Below are 21,396 nucleotides of genomic sequence, written 5' to 3' on the forward strand. Positions count from 1 at the left end.
ATGTTCTCGATGCTCACCTCCCGTACGTCGTCGGCCGCCAACGTGTCACGTATCTATCTCATGCGGGCCACCGACGCCCTGGCCAGCGCGACGGCCACCTATGCCATCCCGCTTCTGGTCCTGATCACTACCGGGTCCACCGCTCTGACCGGCCTCGCGTTCCTGCTGGAATGGACACCCCGGCTGGCCGCCTTCACCTTCGCCGGATCCCTGGTCGACCGCTACGGTGCCGGCCGCGTCCTCCGCACAGCCAACTTCGTCCGCGCCACGCTCGTCGCCCTGACTGGCGCGGTCTTGGTGGCTCTACCTGTCGCCGGAATGGCAACCACGTGTGTGGTTCTGGGGTTCGGTGCCGCGTCCGGCTTGCTGACGGAGGTCTCCTACGTGGCGGTGGAAACCCTCGGTGCCGACGCCAGCCGTCACCTGGGCTCAGACGCCCATCGCGTCCAGGCCGTACAGACTGGCATTGATCAAGGCGCGATGCTCGTCGGTCCGCTCCTGGGTGGCCTGTTGCTCCTGATCAGCCCCAGCGCACTACTGGCCGTCGTCGCAGTGCTGGCCCTGACCGCAGCCGCAACCGCACGAGACGACGAGCCTCAAGCAGATCACCACCCAGAACCCAGCAGCCTGCTGATCGGCTGGCAGACCTTGCGCCGAACCCCCGCACTGGTCTGGCTGATCGGAGGCCTGGCCTCGTCGAACCTGGCCTTCGGTGTTCTGCAGGCAGCCGCCCCGATCACGGTCATCCACCAGTTCCACCACTCCCCCGCCGCCGTCGGCGCGATCTGGAGCGCGGCAGCCGTCGCCTCCCTGCTCGCCGTGTGGGCCGCCCGCCGGGCCATCGACCGATGGCACGTGTGGCCGGTGGGCGCGATAGCGGCCGCCGTGTCCACCGCAGCCTGCCTGGCCATCGCGCTGGCTCCGGGCTTTCGCGCCTACATCGCGGCGGTAGCTGTACTGATGGCTGCCGAGGGTGCGTTGACCGTGGTCCTGCGGACGCTGCGCAGCCGCCTCATTCCGGCGAGGGCGTTCGGCTCCGCCCTGTCGGTGACGATCGTCCTGGTGCTTCTGCCGCTGCCCATGGCCGGAGTCCTGGTCGCGGCCGTACCCAGCGGAAGCCTTCCGCACCTGCTGCTGGTGTGCGCTGTGCTGCAGGGCATCGTGCTCGGCGCGTGTTTCACCGGTCTACGCCGACACCGCGCTGCCTGCGACCTTTCGCACGCCCAAGCTCCCGCGCCGCGTACCAGCGGATCCATCGCGCCCACGGCCACCACTTCTTGAGAGCCGCGCCCACCAACGGCTTCCGCTCGACTTGTCCGCTTCTCCCCACCCTGTTTCTTCTTGGAGCCTTCCTATGTCCCGATCGACCCGTCCGGTTCTGATCATCGTCGGCGGAACTGACCCTGTCTTCCGGCGCTATTGCGTCGAACAGGCCGCTGCCGCGTACCCGATCGTGCTGATCGATGCCAAGCCCCCGACCTGGGCACGGGGCCTGATCGTCGACTACGAGGTCGCCGATATTCGGGATCCTGCCGCCGTGACCGCTGCCGGTCTGGCGCTCACAGAGCGCCACGCCATCGCCGGGGCTGTCACCTGGGACGAATACGCCCTGGTCCCGACCGCAGCACTCGCCAATCGTCTCGGGGTGCCCGGCAACACCGTGGCATCGATGAACGCCTGTCGGGACAAGGCGACCAGCCGCCGGCTCTTCGCGGAGCACGGCGTCCCGTCCGCGGTATCGACCCGCGTCGGCAGCCTGGCCCAGGCGACGACCGCCGCGCAGCTCACGGGCTTCCCCGTGGTCCTCAAGCCGGCCTCGCACGCGGGAAGCATCGGCGTGATCCGCGTCGACCAGCCCGAAGAGCTCCCTGATGCCTGGAAGTTCGCCTTTACGGGGGCCAGTGAGCAAGGACCGGAAGGCAGCGGCGTGCTCGTTGAGGAGTACCTGGACGGCCCTGAAATATCCGTGGAGTGCGTCACCCAGAACGGTCTCAGCACGGCGGTTGCCGTCACTCGCAAGGAGGTGGGCTTCGCACCGTACTTCGAGGAGGTCGGCCACACCGTAACCGCCGACGACCCGCTGCTGCATGAGGCGGCGCCCATCGCCGCTCAGGCGATACGCGCCCTGGGAATCACCGACGGCGTGCAGCACGTGGAGATGCGCCTCACCGCCAGCGGTCCACGGATCATCGAGGTCAACGCCCGGATCGGCGGCGACCTGATCGGCAAACTGGTCGGCCTCACCACCGGCCTCGGCCTGCCTCGTATCGCCGCCGACATCGCCTGCGGAAACGCTCCCGATCTCGACCCTACGGCACACGGCACCGCCGCGATCCAGGTTCTGTATCCCCCGGCCAGCGGCACTCTCACCGCTCGCCACCTGCGGATCGACCCGGACCAGAACGCGTGGCTGCACCAGGTGGCCTGGCTGCGTGAGGTCGGGGACCAGGTTGCTCTGCCGCCGGACGGCGATGTCGACAGCGCACGGATCGGCCTTTTCATCGTCACCGCCAACAGCCCCTCCGCCGCCCACAAGCGGCTCGCGTCCCTCACCGCGGGGCTGATCTTGGCGGTCGCACCGTGATCCGAACACTGCCTCCAGCACCCTCTCCGACCTGGTTGCCGCGCACCCGATGATCCCCACCGCCGACCACCTGCCCGAACAGGAGCTGCCCCGATGACCAGCAGAAGAGCGCCCCGCGCCCCGCCTCCCCCGCACGCCTGCGCTCACTCCCTGGACGAATCATGCCCGCACCGCGTACCAGCGCGCCCTCGACCACCACCGGGTCCGACGCGCTTCTCTACCTCCTCTTCGGCATCCTCGGCATCGCCATCGCCTTCGGCTCCCTGGCCTGGCTGACCGGCAACCTCACCAACACCCTGGTCGGTGTCGGCCCATGGACGCCATTCAAGTCCACCGACGCACTGCTTCATCCCGCTGCGCTATGGCCGCACTTGAGCCCCACCGCACTCCTGGTCGGCGTCCGGATCGTCCCCGGCCTGTTGTCCGTCGGCATCGCCATCGTCGGCCTGGTCCTGTGGATGCGGCTGCGGGGCGGCGCGAAGAACGGTCTCGCCCGGAAGGGCGACCTTGCCCCGCTGCTGGACAAGGAGATCACCGCCAAGGCCCGGAGCCTGCGGCCGAGTCTGGCCGATCTCAAGGAGAACGAGGTCGCCCCGGCCGACCGCGGGATTCTCGTCGGCACGCTCTCCCCCGGCCGCGCCGAGGTCCGCGCCTCTTGGGAGGACGTGATCGTCGCGATCATGGCCCCACGCTCCGGGAAAACCTCCGGACTGGCGATTCCCGCGATCCTCGCGGCTCCCGGTCCGGTGCTGCTGACCTCGAACAAGGCGGCGAACGACGCGTTCACCGCGACGGTCGACGCCCGCGCCGAGGTCGGCACGATCTGGACGCTCGACCCGCAACAGATCGCTCACTGCCCGCGCGAGATGTGGTGGGACATCCTGGCCGACGCCCGCGACCTGGCCGGGGCGAAACGTTTGGCGGGGCATTTCGTCGCGGCCAGCGTGGACGAGTCGAACGGCTCCGATTTCTGGTCCACCGCGGCGAGCAACACGCTCGGTGCGCTGTTCCTGGCTGCCGCCAGCCACCGCCGCCCGATCACCGACGTCCTGGCCTGGCTCGCCTCGCCTGCGGATCGCACCCCGGTCGACCTGCTCACCGATGCCGGTCACGACGCTGTCGCCGCCCAACTTCAGGGCACCGTCAGCGGGGCGACGGAGACCCGGGACGGCATCTATGAGACCGCGCGGCAATACGCGAGCTGCCTGCTCGATGCGGACGTCGCCGCCTGGGTCACCCCGGCAAAGCACCTGCCCGAGTTCCAGCCGTTCGTGTTCGCCACCTCCCGCGACACGCTGTACCTGCTCAGCAAGGACGGCGGCGGCTCGGCCTCGGCGATCATCGCGGCGGCGGCCGATGCGGTGATGCGCGCGGCCGTCGTCGTCGCCGAGCGCTCCGGCGGGCGGCTCGACCCGCCCGCCCTGTGCGTCCTGGACGAGGCTGCCAACGTCTGCAAGATCTCCGATCTGCCCGACCTGTACAGCCACCTGGGCTCGCGAGGCGTGATCCCGATGACGATTCTGCAGTCCTACCGGCAGGGCCAGCGGTGCTGGGGCGAGGCCGGCATGGACGCCCTGTGGTCCGCCGCCACCATCAAGATCATCGGCAGTGGCATCGACGACGCGGACTTCGCCGACCGCCTCAGTAGGCAGGTCGGTGACCATGATGTGCAGACCACGTCTGTGTCGACCAGCGAGAGCGGGAAGTCCACCTCGGTGAGCATGCGTACCGAGCGGATCCTGCCGCCGGACGCGATTCGTGCGCTGCCCAAGGGGAAGGCGCTGCTGCTCGCCACCGGTATCCGGGTGGCCATGCTCGACCTGCGGCCCTGGTACAAGGAGCCTTCCGCCAAGACAGTCGGCCCGGCTTCGGCCCGTGCGACCAAGGCCATCACCGCGCGTGCTCTCGCCAAGCCCCCTGGCAGCGACGACTTCGGGCTGTCGGCATGAGCGCCCCGACGTTGAAGGTCCTGTCGCTGGGAGCCGGTGTCCAGTCGACGTGTCTGCTGCTCATGGCGGCCGAAGGGCACCTGCCCGGCCTGAATGTGGCGATCTTCGCAGACACCGGGTGGGAGCCTCGCGCGGTCTACGAGCACCTCGACCGCATCGAGCGGGAGATCGCCGAGCCCGCCGGGATCCCCATCCTGCGGGTGACTTCGGGCAACATCCGCTCCGACGCGCTCGACCCGGCGAAACGGTTCGCCAGCATGCCCCTGCACATCCTCAATCCATCGGGGACGGAGGGGATGTCGAGGCGCCAGTGCACGGGGCAGTACAAGGTCCGCCCGATCAAGGAGAAGGTCCGAGCCCTGCTTGGCCATCCGCACCCGCAGCGTGTTCCAGCGGGGGTGTTCGTCGAGCAGTGGATCGGCATCTCGGTCGATGAGTTCCACCGGGCCAAGGACGCGGACGTCGCCTACATGAAGAACCGATTCCCGCTGATCGAGGAGGGTTTCTCCCGTTCAGACTGCCTGCGGCTGCTGCGCTCGCGCGGTTTTGGATCAACGCCAAAAAGTGCATGCCTGGGATGTCCCTACCACGGCAACTCGCAGTGGCGGGCGCTGAGGGACAGCTCGCCGCAGGAGTGGGCGGACGCCGTGGACTTCGATGCAGCGATCCGCGCAGGCAACGCGCGGGCGACCGCCGAGGGCAATCCGCTGCTGGGTCAGGCGTATCTGCACCGCTCCCGGCGCCCGCTCGACGAGGCGCCGATCGACCGGGTCACCGCCCACGAGTGGTCGGGCCGGCAGGGCGACATCTTCGACGCAGTCGCGGACGCGGAACTGGAGAACGGGGAGTTGGACGGCTGTTCACCTTGGTCCTGCCGCTCCGGCGCCCCGATGACCGACGGCCCCGACCTCGCGGCGTGAACTCCCGAGCCCTCCCTTTCCTTCAGGAGTCTGTATGTCACCGAACACCTCGTCCCTGTTGGGCACCCGCTCCGCTCGCCTGGCCGGTTCGTCTGTCGTGCGGCGCGGGGACCAGTGGTGGCTGGTCTCCGGCAGCGGCTCCGTCCTCTCAACTGACGTGGCCTTCACCCGTGAGCTGGACCGATTCGCCGCCGCGATGACAGCCGCCGACCAGGCGGTCGCTGCACTGTGCCCCCAGAAGCGCGAACCCCGGCGCCGGGGCCGACGATGAAGCCATTTCTGCAGGCCGAGCAGGCGGTCCTCGGGGCCATCCTGCTTGACCCGGGCCAGCTGCCCTCCCTCACTTGGCTCGATCCCGCCCACTTCTACCGTCCTGCACACCGGGCGCTGTTCGCCGCGATGCGCAAGCTCCACGCCGACGGCCAACTCACCGTCACCGCTGAGGAGGAAGTGGCAGTGGAGTGGGTGACCGGCGCGGTCGCTGAGGCCAGTCGGTACGTCCGCGGACTCAGCGCCGGGTACGCCCACACACTGATCGCGGCGTGTCCGCGTTCTGGGCACGCCGCGGTGTACGGGCGCATGGTGCTGGAGGGCGCAATCCACCGCACCGTGACCGAGCACGCCGTCCGCCTGCACCAGGCCGCACGCGCGGACGCGTTGCAAGGCCGGGTCGACGGCGCGCTGCACCATGCGGACGTGCTGGCCGACGTCCTCACCGACCTCGCCCGCCGCTGGGGAACCGAACCCCGACCCCTGGCACCCGCCGGGTCTCCGGAGACAATGACCCAGCCCGCCTCGGCCGCTACCGAGCAAGCACTCCAGGACGAGCAGTTCCTCCTCTCAGTGCTGGTGAATCAGCCCCCCGCTATGGGCAACGTCATCGGCTGGCTACGGCCCACCGACTTCGCCGGGCACGGACACGGCCAGCTCTACCGCTGTCTTGGCGCTCTGCACCATCGCGGCGAACCCATCGACCACCTCACCGTGCTGTGGGAGGCCCAACGGCGCGGCCATCTGGCCGAAGGCACACTCACCGACGAGCAGCTGCGCAACATCTGCAACGGGTTCGGCGCGGGATCGGCCGAGTACCTCGGCGAGCAGACCCTGCGGTCCTCGCTGACCCGGACGGCTGCCGCCTCCGCCAGCGCAATCAGGGCCTTGGCCCAAGACGAGGCACTGGCGCCAGGCCGGCTCATCAACCACGCCCTGCACGCCCTGGGCCCACTCGACGAGGTCCGGGCCCGCTGGCGAACCGCCACCGGCGAGCCCGCTGCTCCGCAACCGGCGACGGGAGGCCCTCCGACCGCTGCTCGGATCGACGCGGCCCTGGCTCGAAGCCAACCGCGCCTCCCGGCCCGGCCAGACGCCGCCATGCAATCCCCCCGTGCCCAGCCTCCGACCCGCACCCCTACCGCAGTCAGTCCTGACCACCCGCACCCTCAACGGAGCCACCCGTGATCATCGATCCTGCCGACGACGCCACCACACTGACCGCCCTGGCCGCAGCGTGCGACACCGTACGAGCCCAACTGCCGTTGGACGGGCCCCCTTACCAAGATCTTGATCTCGTCACGGTCTCCCGCCAGCTCTCCAGCCTTGGTGACCTGGTGACCCACCTCAGCGACGAAGTCCTCTTCCGCTCGGTGCAGCCCGGTCCCAGCAGCTCGCAACGGCACCGGGCCATTGGCGCCTTCGCCAGCGCCCTTGATCCCCTCGGCCGAGCCATCAGCGCACTCGGCTGCGTCTACCCGCAGATCGCCTTCCGCGACGAGACGTCCGGATGGCTGGATTCACCCAACCTGCGCGATGCCCTGCGCTCCGCCGACACGGTCATCGAGGAGAACCTCGACACCGCCTCCGAGGCACTCCGCGAGACCGCCGACGGCCTCAACGCCGCGAGCACCTACCTGCGAGTCGACACGCATCGCGTGCAAGTCGCCCTGCACCGCAGCACAGCCCGAAGCCGCGCCACAGCCCCAACCCCGCCCCCGATCTTCGGCACCGAACTGCCAGCAGCGTCCTATACCCGCCGACAGGGGCGCTGACGTGGGCGTCCTGCGCGGCGGTCCGCTGATCGGCAGCCTGTGCTCGGGGTACGGCGGTCTGGACCTCGGTGTCCAGGCCGCCGTGGGGGGCCGGACGGCCTGGCATGCAGAGATCAACCCCGATGCCTCCCGCATCCTGGCCCGGCACTGGCCCGATGTGCCCAACCTCGGCGACATCACCGCCATCAACTGGGACCTGGTCCCACGGGTGTGCGTCCTGACGGCGGGTTTCCCCTGTCAGAGACGTCTCGGTCGCCGGCCGTCGGGCCGGACTCAACGCCCACACCCGCTCAGGGCTGTGGCTGCACGTCGCGCGTGCGGTCGAAGGCCTCCGCCCCTGCCTGGTGGTGATCGAGAATGTCCGCGGCCTCCTCACCTCGCCCGCCGGTACCCCTGGCGACGTGGAATTCTGCCCGTGGTGTCTGGGAGACGCCGCAGGCCAGCCTCCTTTGCGAGCACTCGGTGCCGTACTCGGCTCCCTGGCCGACCTCCGGTACGACGCGCGCTGGCTCGTGCTTCGCGCCTCCGACGTCGGAGCACCGCACCGCCGCGAGCGGGCCTTCCTCGCCGCCTGGCCCGCAGACGGCTCTGTTCAAGACCCCGACGAGCAACATCGGCACCAACGGCGGTTCGCAGCACCCGACCAAGCGCAAGCAGGGCGGGCACGGCCCGAACCTGGCCGACGAGGTGGAGTGGCTGCTGCTGCCGACCCCGAAGGCATCGGACGGGATCAAGGGCTCGCCAAACCAGCGCCACGGCAACGGCGACCTGACCCTCCCTTCCGCCGCAGCCTCCCTGCTCCCCACCCCGAAGACGCGCAGCACGGGCAGCTCTGGACACCGCCCAACCACGAACAGGAGCGCGACCCTGACCTCAGTGCCCCTGCCTCTCTGGGAGGAGGCAGTGCCGAAGGACGGGCAAGGGACAGGCAGTGGGGACCGTACTCCGCCGCCATCACCCGATGGGAGACCCGCACCCGCCCCGCGCCGGCGCCCACCGACGCGGCGGGTCGACTACGCGCGGACTTCGTGGAGTGGATGCAGGGCCTTCCGGCGGGCTGGGTGACCCACACCCCCGGGCTGGGCCGCCCCGCCCAACTGACCGCTCTCGGCAACGGCGTCGTTCCGCAACAGGCGACCCGGGCTCTCCAGTTGCTGGCGGCACCGTTCCCCCGCTGCCCACGGTGCAGCGCGCCATAACGGCTTCTACCGCCGATTCCCGGTCTCACCAAATCCCGGAATCTCCGGATCCTCATTCCCACGCCAACCCCCTCCCTCACTGGAGTCCCGCCGTGACCTGCAGAAGAACACCAAGAGCCCCGCCATACCCATTCCCCCAGCCTTTGGAAGCGCCATGCCAGAGCCCACCCAGGCCGCCCCCGAACCCGAACCCTTCCGCGCTCCCGAACCGTTCCGGGTGCCCGACGAAGACCTCGACGACCTCGCCTCCGTCCTGGCCAAGACCATGACTGAGGTCCGTCGGCACGGCGTCATCCTCGACCGACTGGATGCCGAAGCCAGCGCCCCCGCACCCACCGCCGACCTCCCGGCCGTAGCCAACGCCCCCACCGCCCACGCTCCCACCTCGGTGTTCATCCTGGCTCTGGGCGGGGAGGCACACGCCGTCGAACTGGCGGCGCTCAGCAACTGGGTGAACCACCTGCTACTGCCGGTCTACGGGCGAGAGATCAGCACCTCCCGCCCTTGGTGCGAGCAGTGGCACGAACACATTGAGGCCGTCGCTCGGCTGCACGCACTGTGGCTCGCCTGGCAGCAGCTCACCGACGCCGAGGCCGGCCTGTCCGGCCCCTCGACGTGGCATCGCGACCACCTCGACCAGGCCCTGGCCCATCTACGGGCCCCCGACGGGCCGTTCGCTGCCTGCACCACCAGCCCGACCCGACCCAACCACCGGCTGCTGTCCACCCCGGCGCCCCAGCTGGAAGAGGCCACCGCATGAAAAGGGACACCGATTTCGGCCTCGCTGCCTTCTACCCTGCCGACTCCGAGTCCGCACGCGGCAGGACCCACATCCGGGCGTCCGACCTGACCGTGCTCGCCGAGCACCACACGGACGGCACCCGTTCGCAGAGTTTTCTCGTGGCCCACGACGGTTCGGTGACGTGGGGGGTGCCCGGAGAACCGCAGCTCGTCGCGATCAAGATCGAGCGGGACCTCGACGAGCGGATGTACACCTTCGAGACCGCCAGCCACGCCTGCATCCCCTTCGCGCAGAACTGGCTGATCGAACGTGGCTGCCCGCCTGCTTCGATCGCGCAGGGCGATGGCTTCCTGGCACCCGCCGATGACCTCACCATTCGTGTCGAGGAGCAGATCCGTGCCTCGGCAGACCGCTACGAGCTCCTCGACTCCCAGTGCTGGGACGACCCTTGTGAGTCGTGGACTCTGGTCCGCGATTCCAGCGCGGCCCAGGCGCCGATCCGGGTCTTCCTCGATACGGGGGATCTGGTCACCACCACCTACACGATGCGCGAAGGCGCGTTCCCCGACGAGCACGCCGCCCGGGACTGGCTCGATGAGCGCGACGGGCCGCTGCCGGACCCGCCCGAATACCACGGCGACGCGGCGGCCCTGCGCGCTGGTGCCGCGCTCTCTCGCTCCACCGGACCCGTTATGGACCCGCAGGCCGGCCTCGCCACCCGCAGCAGGCCGACCGCAGGTCCGCGTCCGGCTCCTGGCAGGTCGTTGTGAGCCGCGCCCGCCTCGCGTTCGCCGCGCATCCCGACGCCATCGCCGACCTGCGGGAGCTGCCCGATGCGATCCGGGACCAGGCGCTCCTGCACCTGCAGGATCTGGTCCACGGGGAGCGGGTCGCCAAGCGCCTGGAAGGCCGCCTCGACGGCTTCCACAAGGTCTACCTCGGCACCGGAACCGTCCTGGCCACCCATCGGCTGGTGGTCCAGTTCCGCCCCGCTCCCCCCGACTCCGTCCACGTCCGCGAGGTGTACCTGGTCGCGGCCGGGGCCCGCAAGGACTACGCGGTCTACCGCACCGCCCAGTTCCGCACCGGCCTCGCGCAGAACGACGAGACCTCTCCGACGGTCCAGGCCCGCGTTCACGCTGCCCGCTCCCGATCCCCCCACCCGGACGCGCTCACCTCCCGGACCGCGCCCGCGATCCCTGCTGCAGTCAGCACGCCTGCTCCCACCGACTCCCGAAAGGCAATCCTGCGATGACCGACGTCCACACCCCCGTGGCCCGTACCGAGCTGGCCGGCCTGCTCACCGAGGCCGCGCGCAGCGTCTCCGGAATTCTGCTGACCGAGTACCCCACCCCTCCCAGTCGCTCCTACCTCCACCCCGTCCTGGGAATGCTGTCTGCCGGCCCCCAGGTGGTCGGCGAGCTGACCGACCGGCTCGAAGGGTTCCTCGCTGAACCCCTGCCCGCCAGCAGCGCCGGTCTGTTCGCGCTGGCTTCCTACGCCTCCGCACTGGGCTGGCTGACAGAATCCCTCGCCGAGCTGACCGCCAGCGTCGACCAGATCTGCACCGAGGTCGGCCTCCCCACCACTCCACCGGACCCTGCGCTCCCCGCCCTTCCACCGCAGGAGCGGCACGGCGACGCCTTCGACTTCGGTTTCAGCGCGCTGGAGCTGGCGGCCATCCGAACCGCCGCAGACGAGGCCGGGCTGCCATCCGAGGAGTACGTCCAGGTGCTGTCCAAGTCGCTCATGGCCGCCGCCCGCATCACCGATGCCTGCCTGGAGATCGCCAGCGGCCTGGATCAGGACGCCCAGTACGTGCTGGGCGAAGCCACCAACCATGCCTGGATCGAGGAGGAGCCCGACAGCCTCCCCACCTTGGTCCGCTCCCTACTCGCCCGCATGGGGGCGGTCACATGAACCCCCACGACCCCTCCGAAAAGCCCGGCGCGCATCTCGTCGCCGAGACGTTCGGGGTCGAAGACCCCTGGGCCCTGAGCGATGGCCATCCGCTGTGCGACCCGCTCGATGTCGTCGGCAGGATGGTCGCCGAAGCCGCCCGCAACGTCGACCAGTTGCACGCAGAACTGACCCAGGCGGCGCGGTCCGCGATCGAACTTCTCAAACCGCTCGCACGGGGCGAAGGCGCCGATATGCGCGGCTGGGACGGCCTTTTGCGCACCAGGGGCCCCCAGATCGAACTGCTCGTCGCCCGTCGGGGAGCAGCTTACGAACACCTCCGCCTCGCCCTGTCCACCTACCAGCGCCTGCTGCCCGAGCCGAACGCAGCCCTGCAAGCACCGGCGCGGGGTCAGGAGCACGCCACGAAGCAGAAGCAGGGCCGGGACGACGACTGGACCCTTGAGGGAGGTCGCCAGCTCGCGGCTCTTGAGGCGGTCGAGGCGGGCGGCCTGCGGTTCCACCAGAGCCCGATCTACGGCGACATCTGGCTCGGTGACGGGAGTGGCAGGCGACCGAAGGTCCTGGTCGAAACGACCGAACGGCTGCTCGCAGACGGACTGCTGGCCAAGGACACCAGTACGTCGTCGTATCGCCCCGGGCAACTCCTGTCCCTCACGGCACAGGGTGAGGCGGCCCTCCAGGAAGGGCGGTCAGCCGCGCCGCGCGTATCCGCCGCCCTCAGCCGCAGCCACCCCGGAGCAGCCCCCTGGGCCAGTGATCCTGCGTCATCTGGCCCCGTCGGCCCCGACGCGAAGCCCTCCCGCACGCGATGACCTCGAACGAAGGAAGGCCCATGACCACCACAACCGCGGGTGCCGGCTGCGATCACCGCCCACCTCGACCCCGCTCGCGGCCGGTGAGCGGCATGGCTACCCAGGACAGATCCGCACCCCCTCCCCCGTCCTCTCCGGGCCCGCGCGCTGACGACGACGCGCGGGCCCGCTCCCCACCGCCTCCTCCAGGAGTTGTTCCCCATGTCCACAGCCGCGTCCGTTCCGGGCGGTCTCGCGCCCGACAACGTTCTGCGGGCCTGCCCCGTCTACCTCGCCGGTCCCGGGAACACCGCCCAGATCTACGACACCTTGTCCGAGCACCGTTGGGCCACAGCAGCCACCGACAGCGGCCGAATGTTCACCAGCCCACGCCAGCACGCCCAGCTAGCCCGCCTACCCGAGGGCAGCTATGGCGGATGGAAGGCCGTGGAGTACCGCGAGCCGTTCGGCATGCCGCTCTGGTCAGCAACCTTCAGCCGCAATACCCCAGCCGAGATCACTGCCGCCTTCGCTACCGCCCTCGCCAAGGGACTGCCCAGTCGTCATAGGGACTTCCTGTCCGGCGGCACCCACTACCAGTCCCCGAACAGCCCCGCCCGCGTGCTGGCCGTCCGTGGATGGGAGACCACAGACACCCCCCGGCACCTGTACCAGCACTCTCCGGACGAACACGCGGCGTTCGTCCTGCGCAAGAACCACCTCGACGCATACGCCGAGCTCGAAGGAGCCGAACCTGCCCAGTGGGCGATGTACGGCGGCCTCGACCAGGCAAACCCTGAGAGCTGGCAGGCCAGCTTCACCAGCGCCACCCCCCTACACCTGGTGCGGGCAGCCGTAGTCGCCCTCACCAGCGCAGAACCGGTCGAACGCACCAGGGGTGAGATCCCCGAACGGCACCTGCCGTACGTCGATGTCCAACCCGTCGACGAGGAACCCGACCCGCGCCGGTCAGCCGCCCTAGCTCGCACCCCGAACGCCTCAGGGCCCCGTACGGCCGATCTCTCAGCATCGGCCGCCGCCGCGAGTCTGCCCCTGCCCGCACCGTCACGCCGCCACTGACCACGTCCTTTACGGAGATGTCATGTCCGATCAGCAGGACTCCGAGCGGTGGCGCGAGTACCACATCACCCCCCGCTACCTCGCCGGATCGACGTTCACTGGTGATCCCGCCCTGCGGCCCCTGCTCGACCTGGGTTGGAAGCTGAATCACGATGATCTGGGCAACGTGTATGTCAACGCCCCGGACCAAACCGTCCGCCTGAGTTACCTGCCCGAAGGCGATGATGACGCCCTGTGGAAGATCACGGCGTTCTCCGATCCCTTCGCGATGCCGCGCTGGTTGGTCACCTACCAGGACAGCACCCCGACCGAGATCGTCGCCGGGTTCACCACCGCCCTCGCCGCCGCCTACACCGAGGGGCCCGACGCCTACCTCTACTACGGCAACAGCACGCTGGCCGCGCTCGATGTCGGCACACCTCTGGCAGCGGCAGGCTGGAGCCACCATTTCGGCACGACCGACGTCTCCTTCCGCTCCCCGGACGGCTTGGCCGAGGTGCACCTACGCCGCAGCCAACTCGACCACACAGCCGAGATGACCGGTCACCAAGAGCGGTGGCTCACCTTGGTTGGTCCGCGCGGCGCCACCCAGTGGTACGCCACCGCCTCCTCTTTCACCCCAGAGGGTCTGGTGGCCGCGATGAATACCGCGCTGACCGACCCCGCCCCGGTCATCCGCTACGGAGACGATCTGCGCTGTCTTCCCCCTCAGGCCACCGCGACGGCGATCAAGCCTCCGGTGCCGACTCCTTTGGACGTCCGACGCGCCCAAGCCGCCAACGCCCGCTCCACCACAGCTCCCCCAACTGCCGGCGCGCGCGCCGCTAGCCCCGCTTTCTACGTACCCAGCACTCCCTCGGGCTCGCGTCCGGGGCACCGCCGCTGACCACACTTTCCCCTACCTCTGGAGCAGCTAGCCATGTCCGCCACTGCCCTCGACCAGGCCGACGCGGTGATCGAGAAAGCTTGGGACCACCCCATCGCCGAGTTGGAATCCCTCGCCGTGCATCGCCCCGTGCAGGATCCGCTCTTGCGCGCGGTGATGCGCATCCGCTCGTCGCTCGTCATCTCGGACAACGCCGTCGCCGTCCAGCAGGACCGACTGCATGCCCTCACCCGGCCCGGTCAGGTGCCGGCCTTCTACGACCTGGGGCGGATCACCAGCTCGGCGGTGGACCTGCGGGTCGCCCAAGCCGAATGCCGCACCGGCCTGCAGGCGATCAGCCATGTGATCGACGCCCGAGAATCCGTCGAGACCGCGGACCGAGCACCGGCGGCCCGGCTGGCCCAGGCCGCCGTCGCCCGCTCCACGCACGCACCGCACGCCTTGAGCCAACCCCCCGCGCACGAAGCCCCGTCAGCCGTTGCCGGCCCACCACCCGTCGCCCCGGCTGTACCTCACCGATAGCTGGTCAGGCGCTGTCCTCGTCACATCGGGGATCCAGAACCCGCGAGCCCGCCGCACGAGCCAGCTCCTCCACCGTCATCTCCACACGCCGACCATCCGCCGCCCGGATCTCCACCGCCGTGTCTCCATCAGGCCCGGCATCAGCGACTGCCGTAGTGCGCACCGCCCACTGGCCGTCGCACACCATCGCGATGTCCCCGACCGTCCACGCCCGCCCGGTGCTGCGGATCTTGCGCTCCAGCGCGGCCCCGTCCCAGTGTCTGCCCGGTTCCCTCACGCCTGCCCCCTTTAGCTTTCTACGGTCCTACGCCGCAGCTCCATAACGACAACCGGCCGCACCGATCCATTCCCTTCTCCCGGCCTCCGGCGGGCAGTTCGCCCACGGCAGACACCCGCCCCCGGCAATGGAGTACGTACTTCGGCACACCGCATGCCAACGTACGGGTGTTGGGAAAAACCGCAGGTCAACGAAGGGGTCATCCACTCGTGAACGCCACCAGAACCCTCCTGCCCGCCGTCGTACCTTCTGCCGCCGAAGGCCGTGCATGGCTGTCCAGCGACGGCTGCGCCGACGCCGTTCTCGACCTGCTCGAAGGACTCGGCTGGACCGTCGTCCGCGCCCCGGACGGCAACGTGTACTGCACCAGCCTGGACACCCGGGTCTACGTCGCCTGGCTTCCCGAAGACCGCGCCGCATGGGAGCGCGGCGTTATCTGGCAGATCCAGGTCCTGGCCACCGACGGCGACCCCTGGGTCCAGGAGTTCAGCTCGACCACGCCCTCCGAATGCGTCGCCGCGTTCCTCGCCGCCCTCATCGCCCACGCCGCCCTCTGACCGAAGGAGACGCCCGTGCAGCATCGCGCCCCGCTCACCAGCCACCACGCCGACGGCTCTCTCTGCCCAGCCGAGCACAAGCACACCACCTCCGGAAAGCCGCTCCACCTCGGCTGCCCCGGCCGCGCCAACACGCAAGCCATCTGCTCCTGCGGCAACTGGCAGATGAAGGACGCCGGTAAGGGGTACGTCAACGAATCCCGCAGGCGGCACCTGGCCACCCACCCCAAGGCGGGTCCGAAAGTACTCCGCGATCTCCTCCGCCTCGACACACCCTGACGCCCCACCCCGAAACCCTTTCCCCCCTTCACCGGAGGTTCCTGTGCCCCAGTACCTGACCGTCGGCCATCTGCTCCGCCAGCTCCAGGACCTCGACCCCGCCCTGCTGGTCCGCCTCGCCGTCAACCCCGATTGGCCCTTCACCCACTACCTCGGCACCGAAGTCATCGTCCGCGACGGCGTCGCGTTCATAGCCGAGGACGGCCAAGAGGACTACCTGCCCTCGACCGTCCGCGATGCCCTCGCCTGGACCTGACCTCACCCCACCCACCCGGAGGCCCTGCATTCCGAACCGCTCCCGATCTTCCGCAACCCTCCCCCTGCACAGCGTCGCGCTGCGGCCCATGCCGGACAGTGCAGGAGGCGCGCTCGTCCAGCGCATCTCCGACCGCCCTGATGGACCACTCGATGTCTGCTGGCTCCCGGCCCCCGCTCCCCGACTCCCCCTCGGCCGCATCCGCCTGTACTGGGAGCCCGCGTCCCGCACCGGCTGGAACATCACCGCCCGCCTGGGCCTGGCCACCACCGAGGTCCACCTCGCCTGCTGGCCCTCCGCACCCGACGACTGGCCCCGCCTGATCCGCCCCACCCTCTACGAGGTGGCGGGCCTGTGTGCCGCCCTCGCCATCGCCACCTCTGCCATCGACCTGTCCAACCATCTCGCCGACCGCTGACGCCCCGCAAAAGGCCGCCCCACACCGATCCTGGATTCAGGTGTTCGGCAGGGGCGGCCTTGCCGCATGCCCGCCGAGCAGGCGGCTGCGTGCGCTCATCACCATCCGCACCTGGAGGAGACCCGGGCCGACGGCCAGCGCTTATGGGGTTACCCGGAGATCGCCGCGCACCTGGGATCAGCGTTCAAGCTGCCCACAGCCGCAAGAGCCGGGGCAGCCTAGCCGAAGCCGACGACACCACCGTGCCGGACCGCCCCAGATGGAGACCTGCCAGCCTGCACAACTGGACGCCCCTCGGCCGGTTTCCACAGCGACCTCCACGCCTCCAGATAATGGGCCCGTACGGCGTCCTGCTGCCCGCCGAATCGCGCTGCCCCTAGGCTCGATCCATGACCAATTCGCCGATGCCGTCCCCACCGTTTCCTTCCCCCGACGAGGCCGTACTGCGCGTGCTCGTAGCCAACGCCATCGCCTCGGTCGAGAACGGCGAGGCCAATTGGCGCGAGGCCGTCCTCCACGCGGCTGTTCATGGCTGGTACGAGGGCCACATTCAGGGCGAGGATGAGTGCCCCGGCTGCGACTTCCGCGGAGATCTCCCCAAGCGCAGCCAGCGCGGCTGACGCATAGCGAGAAGCGCCACCGATGTGCAGGTGGCGCTCCTCTTCAGTTCGCGATGCGCCCGGAGCCTGTGGGGCTGGGAGCTACGTCCCCTGCCTCATACCGGCGGAGAGTACTTATTCCGAGAGCGTCGTATTGGTCCGGCGGCCAGCGTGCCGGTGCCAGCCAGCCGTTCTCCCGGGCGGAGCACGGCGGGGTGCCGTTGCGTCAGCGGCGCGGTGAGCCGCACCTTCTGCGAGGCTTGTGTCTGCCGCCGGGGACGGCTCAAAGGTGGTCGAAGTACGAGTTGCTGCAGTCGCTGCACAGCGAGAAGCCATCCACCTCGTTAACCGGAGTGCCGCAACGGTCGCACGTGCCGAGGTGGCCAAACTGGGTGCCGCACTGGAAGCACAGGTGTGGGACCGTTTCGCCGGCTGCTGTATCAACCTCTGCCACGAGGGCGTTCTGATCGCACTCCGGGCACACGGTGACCAGGTCGTCGCCGCCGTCCTTGAAGTGCACGTGCAGGCTGATGTCCTGCACGTTCTCGATGTAGAGCCGGGCTGCGTCCCCACCGTCGTTCCAGACGGTCTCGCAGAACCGGCACTGTGGCTCACCGTCGAAGACGAGGGCGTCCTTCAGGCACTGCGGGCATCGGACCGTTTCGCTCCGTGCGGGCTCCAGCTCCGCCTCGATCCGCTTCCAGCGGATCTCCAGGAGGCGTTTGATGGAGGTCAGTCCGGCCTTGACGTCGGCCATCTCCCTGTCCAGGGCTTCACGCTCCCTAGGCGGAAGCGAAGGCCGCAGGTGCTCGGAGATGAACGTCAGAAGGAAGTCGAGGACGTTGGCCGCCAGCTTCTCCACCGCCGGAGCGTGGACGGTCAGCCCGTAGTGCTGGAGGGCGTTTCGCCAGCGGCCCAGCTGCTCCAGATCGGCCGCGCTCTTCTTTGGCAGCGCGAGCCCGGCGAGGTTCGTCAAGCGGTCGTGAGCATCGAGCGGACCACAGCTTTTGAAGTCGCCCTTCTCGAAGACGGCCCGCTTCGCGCCCTCCGGCTTTTCGAAGACGAACGACCAATGTTCACGCTGCAGCCGCGCCTTCAATAGCACTTCGGTGGCCGAGTGGAGGTGGACGATGGCGTACTTCAGGTCACGAGGACTTGGCTCGTCCGCCAGATGATCGGTGACACTCAAGAGATAGTCGACGCCGTTTTCGATGGGCGTGTACGCGAGCTTCGCCGGCTCGCGCACCTCCCGAACGCTGGCCTCCGCAGCCGAATCGGCCTCGACCCGGCGGCCCAGCCCACGAGCGGGCGCCGACTCGGCCGTTGCAGGCGCGGACGAGACCGGGAGGGCCGCGGGGGACAACGGGTCACTGCCCGGTCCGAGGGCGGCCTGCTTCTCTGCGGTCATATCGGTCCTGAATCTCCGGCGATGCGAGGGATCACAAGGCTATCGGTCCGCCATGGTGAGGGGTCCGCCTCGGAGTCGATCCCATCAGAGAACCGCAGATCGGCAACCTGTGTCGGCCACGCCAAATGTTGGATCCGATGCAACACCGCCAGTTATTCGAGGTATGCGCCGGAGAATGCGCCGTCGAATCCGAGGGCCACCATCGCCTCTTCGAGGCTGGGGTAACTCGTCAAGTGCGGCCCGGTGAGCATGGCGTCGAAGTCGGCACGGGTAATCTCGGGCTCAAGCCACTGGTTGCTGCAGCGGCATCGAACCCAGACGTGGCGGCTCTGATTGATCAGGAGCCAGTCCCGGCGTGCCCTACAGGCCCTACAGACAACGGGGATGCCCCGCATCGCCAGTTCACGCGAATAGCCGGCGCACCGGACGGCCCCCGGTCCGCTGGGCGGCTGTGCCTCGTACTGCAACTGCAACAGCGGATCACTGTCGGCTGGGCAGGCCGGAAGCGCAGCGCAGTCCGGCTCGACACGTCGGTCGGTTGTTCTGGGCATGCGCGTCATCTCCCGTTCAAGGTCATTCTCCTCATCCGTAACAGCTGGTGAGATCGGCTGTCCATGGGTTTCGGCTAGCCCGACAGGCTGCGGCTTGAGCCTGTCGGGCTACCTGGGTCACCGGCGCAGTGGCCGATTGTTCGGGTCCGTTCCTGAAGTCCGCGGAGCTGCCGGAGGAGCGATGCGCCCTTCGGACCGGCCGGGCGCAGACTGGTTACGACCGGAAGCAATCCGCGGGTTGCGGGCAATTGCGCCGGGATGGGCGGGGAGCTGGGCGAGGCGGCGCAGACGCCAGACCAGGACGTCGTTCACGTCGTCTGCGGTGTCGAGTTCGCGCTGACCGATGGCTTGCTGGAGCAGCGCCTTGGGATCGTGGCCTGCTTGTTCGGCTTGGGCGAGGGTGGCGACCAATGCGTCCTGGGCCGCTTCGGTGTCGGCACCGCCTGCTGGTGCGGGGAGGGCTGCGCGGATGGTGGCTTGGTGCTTGCGGCGTTCGCCCCCTGGCAGGGCCCGGCCGTGGTCGCGCAGGGCCTGCATCGGTGCGGTGGCTGCTTGGCGGTAGGCGGCTCGTAGGTGTTCGGCGGTCTGTCGGGAGGCGGCTGCTTGCTGGGCGTGGCCGTGGGCGGAGTGCCAGCGGGCGGCTGCGAGGGCGACCAGGACGAGGGTTGAAAGGAGCATGGCGGTGGTGCCGCCGTCTTCGCCTCGGCCGAGTGCGCTGCCGGCCTGGATGATGCCCCGCGCCGCCGAGCGCATCGCGCGGGTGTCGGCGTTCTCGGCGCGGACGTGGCTGCGGGTGGCGCGTTCGAAGGAGCGGGCAGCAGCCGACAGTTCGGCTCGCGTAGCCGCCGGAGAGGTCTGGGCAACCGCGTCGAGGAGTTCACCGACACCGACGAGCTGAACTGCGGCTTCGTCGTCCCCACCATCCAAGACGATCGCGGCACGCTCGGCTATCCCCGTGGCGGTGCGTCGTCCCCGGGCGGGCGGTGACCAATCCGGCCGACCAGCGCCTGCCTCGGGCACCGCATCGTCGTCGAGGGTTCCGCTGGCGAGGCGGCGGCGGATACGGGGCAGGGACAGGTCTGGAGCCAGGGTGGAGCCCGCGAACCAGACCGGCTCGCGGTCGCGATTGCGATCGCCCGGCAGCGCCACGGTGTAGCCGAGCACATCACCCGAGGGAGCATGGCGAAGCTTCACGCGTAGGCCGCCCTCGCGGAGCCGGATGAAGAATTCTTCTTCAGTGGCTGCTCCGGCGACCGCTTGGCGGACTCCTTCGCGCAGGGTCTCGCGGGGAGTCTCGTTACGGCCCATGCGCTCGGCCTTGAAACGCTCCTGACTGGTGGGCCGCTTCGCGGCGGTGCCGTCCCCCGGGTTGAGCTGCCGCAGCCCGTACTCCTTTTCTATAAGGCGGGCCTCGGCCTGCACTTTGCGTCTGTCGAACTTCAGGTCTGCGCGGCGGCCGTCCTGGCGGACGAGGGTTGCGGCGATGTGGATGTGGTCCTCGGCATGCCGGACGGCGACCCAGCGGCAGGCGGTGCTGTCGCCGATGGGGGCGATACCGGTGGCCTGGACCATACGTCGGGCGATGGCCGCCCAGTCGGCGTCATTGAGGTGGCGGTCGCCGGGGGCGGCGCGTACCGAGCAGTGCCAGAACGTAGTGGCGGGTGCCCGGTCACCGAGGGCCTTGACCGGTTGATCGAGCTGGCCTGCCAGCTGGGCGATGGTGTGGTGGGGATTGCGGCCGGGGTCGGGCGCGTAGTCGTTCCAGGAAGCAACGACGTGCTGGTCCGTGTGCTCGTTGTGTTCGCCTCGTCCGAACAGATAGCGGATCAGGCCGTAAGTGCCACCGGTGCCGAGGCGGATCTTGGGAATCACCGGCGGACCAGCCAGGTCACCGCTTCGTCCACGGTCGTGATCGCGTGGTCGACACGGTGCAGAAGCTGCTGGAGGTCGGCGGCGGGTTGACCGCCGGCGTTGAGGTAGTGCGCGATCTGGTTCAGATTATTGCCAGTGGCGGCGAGCTGGCGGTTGGACTCCATGAGTTCCTGGACCCCGCGCCGGTAGTCGGCGATGGCGGCGGTGGGGTTGTTGCTGGCGGCGGTAGCCAGGACCGCGGCGGCGGCGTAGCCACCGGGTTCGAGGTCGGTGGCTTCGGCGGCGGCTCGGACGGCAGTCCATTCGCTGTCGCTGAAGCGTGGGCAGACGCGGTTCAGGCGCGGCGCACTCTGACGCAGTCGACGGCGGCGCGGCGCGACTGTCGCGGCGGCGGTTGGCGTCGTGTCGTTCCCCTGTGTCGTCGGCACCCCTGGGCCGACTTCCCGTTCGGCGGCAGGCCCCCCTGGGTCTGCCGCCGAACGGGAAGCCCGCGCTCCCTTGGGGGCGCGGGCGGGGTAAGGATCCCTTACCCCACAAC

The 21,396-nt window shown here is 69.4% G+C and carries 25 protein-coding genes and 1 pseudogene; 22 read left to right on the forward strand and 4 right to left on the reverse strand.

The annotated features are described in order from the left end of the window. The 17 genes and pseudogenes from C8250_RS15415 (at position 1) to C8250_RS15485 (ending at position 14,641) form a co-directional block, all read left to right on the forward strand. Positions 1-1,281, forward strand: a complete 1,281-nt coding sequence (locus tag C8250_RS15415) for an MFS transporter (RefSeq protein WP_239150474.1) — start codon at positions 1-3, stop codon at positions 1,279-1,281. A gap of 73 nt (positions 1,282-1,354) precedes the next feature. Next, entirely contained in the window at positions 1,355-2,584 is a 1,230-nt protein-coding gene (locus tag C8250_RS15420; RefSeq protein WP_138356420.1) for an ATP-grasp domain-containing protein, read from the forward strand. Positions 2,585-2,745: 161 nt separating this feature from the next. Continuing rightward, on the forward strand, positions 2,746-4,533 hold the full coding sequence (locus tag C8250_RS15425; protein WP_164297197.1) for a type IV secretory system conjugative DNA transfer family protein: 1,788 nt from the start codon (positions 2,746-2,748) through the stop codon (positions 4,531-4,533). After that, complete coding sequence (locus C8250_RS15430) at positions 4,530-5,453, forward strand: hypothetical protein (RefSeq protein WP_239150473.1); 924 nt, start codon at positions 4,530-4,532, stop codon at positions 5,451-5,453. The genes C8250_RS15425 and C8250_RS15430 overlap by 4 nt, the downstream gene beginning before the upstream one ends. A gap of 34 nt (positions 5,454-5,487) precedes the next feature. After that, complete coding sequence (locus C8250_RS15435) at positions 5,488-5,724, forward strand: hypothetical protein (protein WP_138356419.1); 237 nt, start codon at positions 5,488-5,490, stop codon at positions 5,722-5,724. Then, positions 5,721-6,911, forward strand: a complete 1,191-nt coding sequence (locus C8250_RS15440) for a DnaB-like helicase N-terminal domain-containing protein (protein ID WP_138356418.1) — start codon at positions 5,721-5,723, stop codon at positions 6,909-6,911. Before C8250_RS15435 ends, C8250_RS15440 begins: the two co-directional genes overlap by 4 nt. After that, on the forward strand, positions 6,908-7,498 hold the full coding sequence (locus C8250_RS42960) for a hypothetical protein (RefSeq protein ID WP_164297195.1): 591 nt from the start codon (positions 6,908-6,910) through the stop codon (positions 7,496-7,498). Before C8250_RS15440 ends, C8250_RS42960 begins: the two co-directional genes overlap by 4 nt. A gap of 82 nt (positions 7,499-7,580) precedes the next feature. Then, positions 7,581-7,676 (forward strand): annotated as a pseudogene (locus tag C8250_RS44470) (DNA methyltransferase); the annotation flags it as partial. A gap of 118 nt (positions 7,677-7,794) precedes the next feature. After that, complete coding sequence (locus C8250_RS15445; RefSeq protein ID WP_138356428.1) at positions 7,795-8,697, forward strand: DNA cytosine methyltransferase; 903 nt, start codon at positions 7,795-7,797, stop codon at positions 8,695-8,697. Positions 8,698-8,851: 154 nt separating this feature from the next. Further along, a complete protein-coding gene (locus C8250_RS15450) occupies positions 8,852-9,457 on the forward strand; it encodes a DUF4913 domain-containing protein (RefSeq protein WP_138356417.1) in 606 nt (201 codons plus the stop codon). Further along, a complete protein-coding gene (locus C8250_RS15455) occupies positions 9,454-10,209 on the forward strand; it encodes a glycosyl hydrolase (protein ID WP_138356416.1) in 756 nt (251 codons plus the stop codon). Before C8250_RS15450 ends, C8250_RS15455 begins: the two co-directional genes overlap by 4 nt. Next, a complete protein-coding gene (locus tag C8250_RS15460) occupies positions 10,206-10,694 on the forward strand; it encodes a hypothetical protein (RefSeq protein WP_138356415.1) in 489 nt (162 codons plus the stop codon). Before C8250_RS15455 ends, C8250_RS15460 begins: the two co-directional genes overlap by 4 nt. Next, the gene (locus C8250_RS15465) at positions 10,691-11,359 is read left to right on the forward strand and encodes a hypothetical protein (protein ID WP_138356414.1); all 669 of its coding nucleotides are present in this window, start codon (positions 10,691-10,693) and stop codon (positions 11,357-11,359) included. The genes C8250_RS15460 and C8250_RS15465 overlap by 4 nt, the downstream gene beginning before the upstream one ends. After that, entirely contained in the window at positions 11,356-12,174 is an 819-nt protein-coding gene (locus tag C8250_RS15470; protein ID WP_138356413.1) for a hypothetical protein, read from the forward strand. The genes C8250_RS15465 and C8250_RS15470 overlap by 4 nt, the downstream gene beginning before the upstream one ends. Positions 12,175-12,375: 201 nt before the next feature. Beyond that, positions 12,376-13,233: a DUF317 domain-containing protein gene (locus tag C8250_RS15475; protein ID WP_138356412.1), complete on the forward strand. Its 858-nt coding sequence runs from the start codon at positions 12,376-12,378 to the stop codon at positions 13,231-13,233. Positions 13,234-13,255: 22 nt separating this feature from the next. Further along, on the forward strand, positions 13,256-14,119 hold the full coding sequence (locus C8250_RS15480; protein WP_138356411.1) for a DUF317 domain-containing protein: 864 nt from the start codon (positions 13,256-13,258) through the stop codon (positions 14,117-14,119). 33 nt (positions 14,120-14,152) lie between these two features. Continuing rightward, a complete protein-coding gene (locus tag C8250_RS15485) occupies positions 14,153-14,641 on the forward strand; it encodes a hypothetical protein (protein WP_138356410.1) in 489 nt (162 codons plus the stop codon). Between the two features lie 4 nt (positions 14,642-14,645). Here the strand turns inward: C8250_RS15485 and C8250_RS15490 are convergent, their stop codons facing one another. Further along, complete coding sequence (locus tag C8250_RS15490; RefSeq protein ID WP_138356409.1) at positions 14,646-14,918, reverse strand: hypothetical protein; 273 nt, start codon at positions 14,916-14,918, stop codon at positions 14,646-14,648. Positions 14,919-15,127: 209 nt separating this feature from the next. Here C8250_RS15490 and C8250_RS15495 point away from each other — a divergent pair, with 209 nt between their 5' ends. The 5 genes from C8250_RS15495 to C8250_RS15515 all read left to right on the forward strand — a co-directional run bounded on the left by C8250_RS15495 (position 15,128) and on the right by C8250_RS15515 (position 17,048). Then, positions 15,128-15,475 (forward strand): DUF317 domain-containing protein, encoded by a 348-nt coding sequence (locus tag C8250_RS15495; protein ID WP_138356408.1) that lies wholly within the window; start codon positions 15,128-15,130, stop codon positions 15,473-15,475. A 15-nt stretch (positions 15,476-15,490) separates the two neighbouring features. Further along, entirely contained in the window at positions 15,491-15,754 is a 264-nt protein-coding gene (locus tag C8250_RS15500; RefSeq protein WP_138356407.1) for a hypothetical protein, read from the forward strand. A 43-nt stretch (positions 15,755-15,797) separates the two neighbouring features. Then, positions 15,798-16,010 (forward strand): hypothetical protein, encoded by a 213-nt coding sequence (locus C8250_RS15505; protein ID WP_138356406.1) that lies wholly within the window; start codon positions 15,798-15,800, stop codon positions 16,008-16,010. 88 nt (positions 16,011-16,098) lie between these two features. Continuing rightward, entirely contained in the window at positions 16,099-16,428 is a 330-nt protein-coding gene (locus C8250_RS15510) for an esterase (RefSeq protein WP_138356405.1), read from the forward strand. Between the two features lie 389 nt (positions 16,429-16,817). Continuing rightward, positions 16,818-17,048 carry a hypothetical protein gene (locus C8250_RS15515; protein WP_138356404.1) on the forward strand — a complete coding sequence of 77 codons (231 nt, stop codon included), beginning with the start codon at positions 16,818-16,820 and terminating at the stop codon, positions 17,046-17,048. Between the two features lie 262 nt (positions 17,049-17,310). On the opposite strand, the gene C8250_RS15520 is transcribed toward C8250_RS15515, so the two are convergent. The 3 genes from C8250_RS15520 to C8250_RS15530 form a co-directional block, all read right to left on the reverse strand. Beyond that, positions 17,311-18,435 carry a hypothetical protein gene (locus tag C8250_RS15520; RefSeq protein ID WP_138356403.1) on the reverse strand — a complete coding sequence of 375 codons (1,125 nt, stop codon included), beginning with the start codon at positions 18,433-18,435 and terminating at the stop codon, positions 17,311-17,313. A 668-nt stretch (positions 18,436-19,103) separates the two neighbouring features. Beyond that, positions 19,104-20,858, reverse strand: a complete 1,755-nt coding sequence (locus C8250_RS15525; protein WP_138356401.1) for a mobilization protein — start codon at positions 20,856-20,858, stop codon at positions 19,104-19,106. After that, positions 20,855-21,286, reverse strand: coding sequence for a MobC family plasmid mobilization relaxosome protein (locus tag C8250_RS15530; protein WP_244809152.1), 432 nt, complete (start codon positions 21,284-21,286; stop codon positions 20,855-20,857). Before C8250_RS15530 ends, C8250_RS15525 begins: the two co-directional genes overlap by 4 nt. Between the last annotated feature and the right edge of the window lie 110 nt (positions 21,287-21,396).

The organism is Streptomyces sp. So13.3, assembly GCF_005860785.2.
Taxonomy (GTDB): Bacteria; Actinomycetota; Actinomycetes; order Streptomycetales; family Streptomycetaceae; genus Actinacidiphila; species Actinacidiphila fildesensis.

What these genes read in the sequence shown, in the direction of transcription:
- C8250_RS15415 (WP_239150474.1), top strand. Translation starts at nt 1, where the DNA reads ATGTTCTCGATGCTCACCTCCCGTACGTCGTCGGCCGCCAACGTGTCA.
- C8250_RS15420 (WP_138356420.1), top strand. Translation starts at nt 1,355, where the DNA reads ATGTCCCGATCGACCCGTCCGGTTCTGATCATCGTCGGCGGAACTGAC.
- C8250_RS15425 (WP_164297197.1), top strand. Translation starts at nt 2,746, where the DNA reads ATGCCCGCACCGCGTACCAGCGCGCCCTCGACCACCACCGGGTCCGAC.
- C8250_RS15430 (WP_239150473.1), top strand. Translation starts at nt 4,530, where the DNA reads ATGAGCGCCCCGACGTTGAAGGTCCTGTCGCTGGGAGCCGGTGTCCAG.
- C8250_RS15435 (WP_138356419.1), top strand. Translation starts at nt 5,488, where the DNA reads ATGTCACCGAACACCTCGTCCCTGTTGGGCACCCGCTCCGCTCGCCTG.
- C8250_RS15440 (WP_138356418.1), top strand. Translation starts at nt 5,721, where the DNA reads ATGAAGCCATTTCTGCAGGCCGAGCAGGCGGTCCTCGGGGCCATCCTG.
- C8250_RS15450 (WP_138356417.1), top strand. Translation starts at nt 8,852, where the DNA reads ATGCCAGAGCCCACCCAGGCCGCCCCCGAACCCGAACCCTTCCGCGCT.
- C8250_RS15455 (WP_138356416.1), top strand. Translation starts at nt 9,454, where the DNA reads ATGAAAAGGGACACCGATTTCGGCCTCGCTGCCTTCTACCCTGCCGAC.
- C8250_RS15465 (WP_138356414.1), top strand. Translation starts at nt 10,691, where the DNA reads ATGACCGACGTCCACACCCCCGTGGCCCGTACCGAGCTGGCCGGCCTG.
- C8250_RS15470 (WP_138356413.1), top strand. Translation starts at nt 11,356, where the DNA reads ATGAACCCCCACGACCCCTCCGAAAAGCCCGGCGCGCATCTCGTCGCC.
- C8250_RS15475 (WP_138356412.1), top strand. Translation starts at nt 12,376, where the DNA reads ATGTCCACAGCCGCGTCCGTTCCGGGCGGTCTCGCGCCCGACAACGTT.
- C8250_RS15480 (WP_138356411.1), top strand. Translation starts at nt 13,256, where the DNA reads ATGTCCGATCAGCAGGACTCCGAGCGGTGGCGCGAGTACCACATCACC.
- C8250_RS15485 (WP_138356410.1), top strand. Translation starts at nt 14,153, where the DNA reads ATGTCCGCCACTGCCCTCGACCAGGCCGACGCGGTGATCGAGAAAGCT.
- C8250_RS15510 (WP_138356405.1), top strand. Translation starts at nt 16,099, where the DNA reads ATGCCGGACAGTGCAGGAGGCGCGCTCGTCCAGCGCATCTCCGACCGC.
- C8250_RS15515 (WP_138356404.1), top strand. Translation starts at nt 16,818, where the DNA reads ATGACCAATTCGCCGATGCCGTCCCCACCGTTTCCTTCCCCCGACGAG.
- C8250_RS15520 (WP_138356403.1), bottom strand. Translation starts at nt 18,435, where the DNA reads ATGACCGCAGAGAAGCAGGCCGCCCTCGGACCGGGCAGTGACCCGTTG.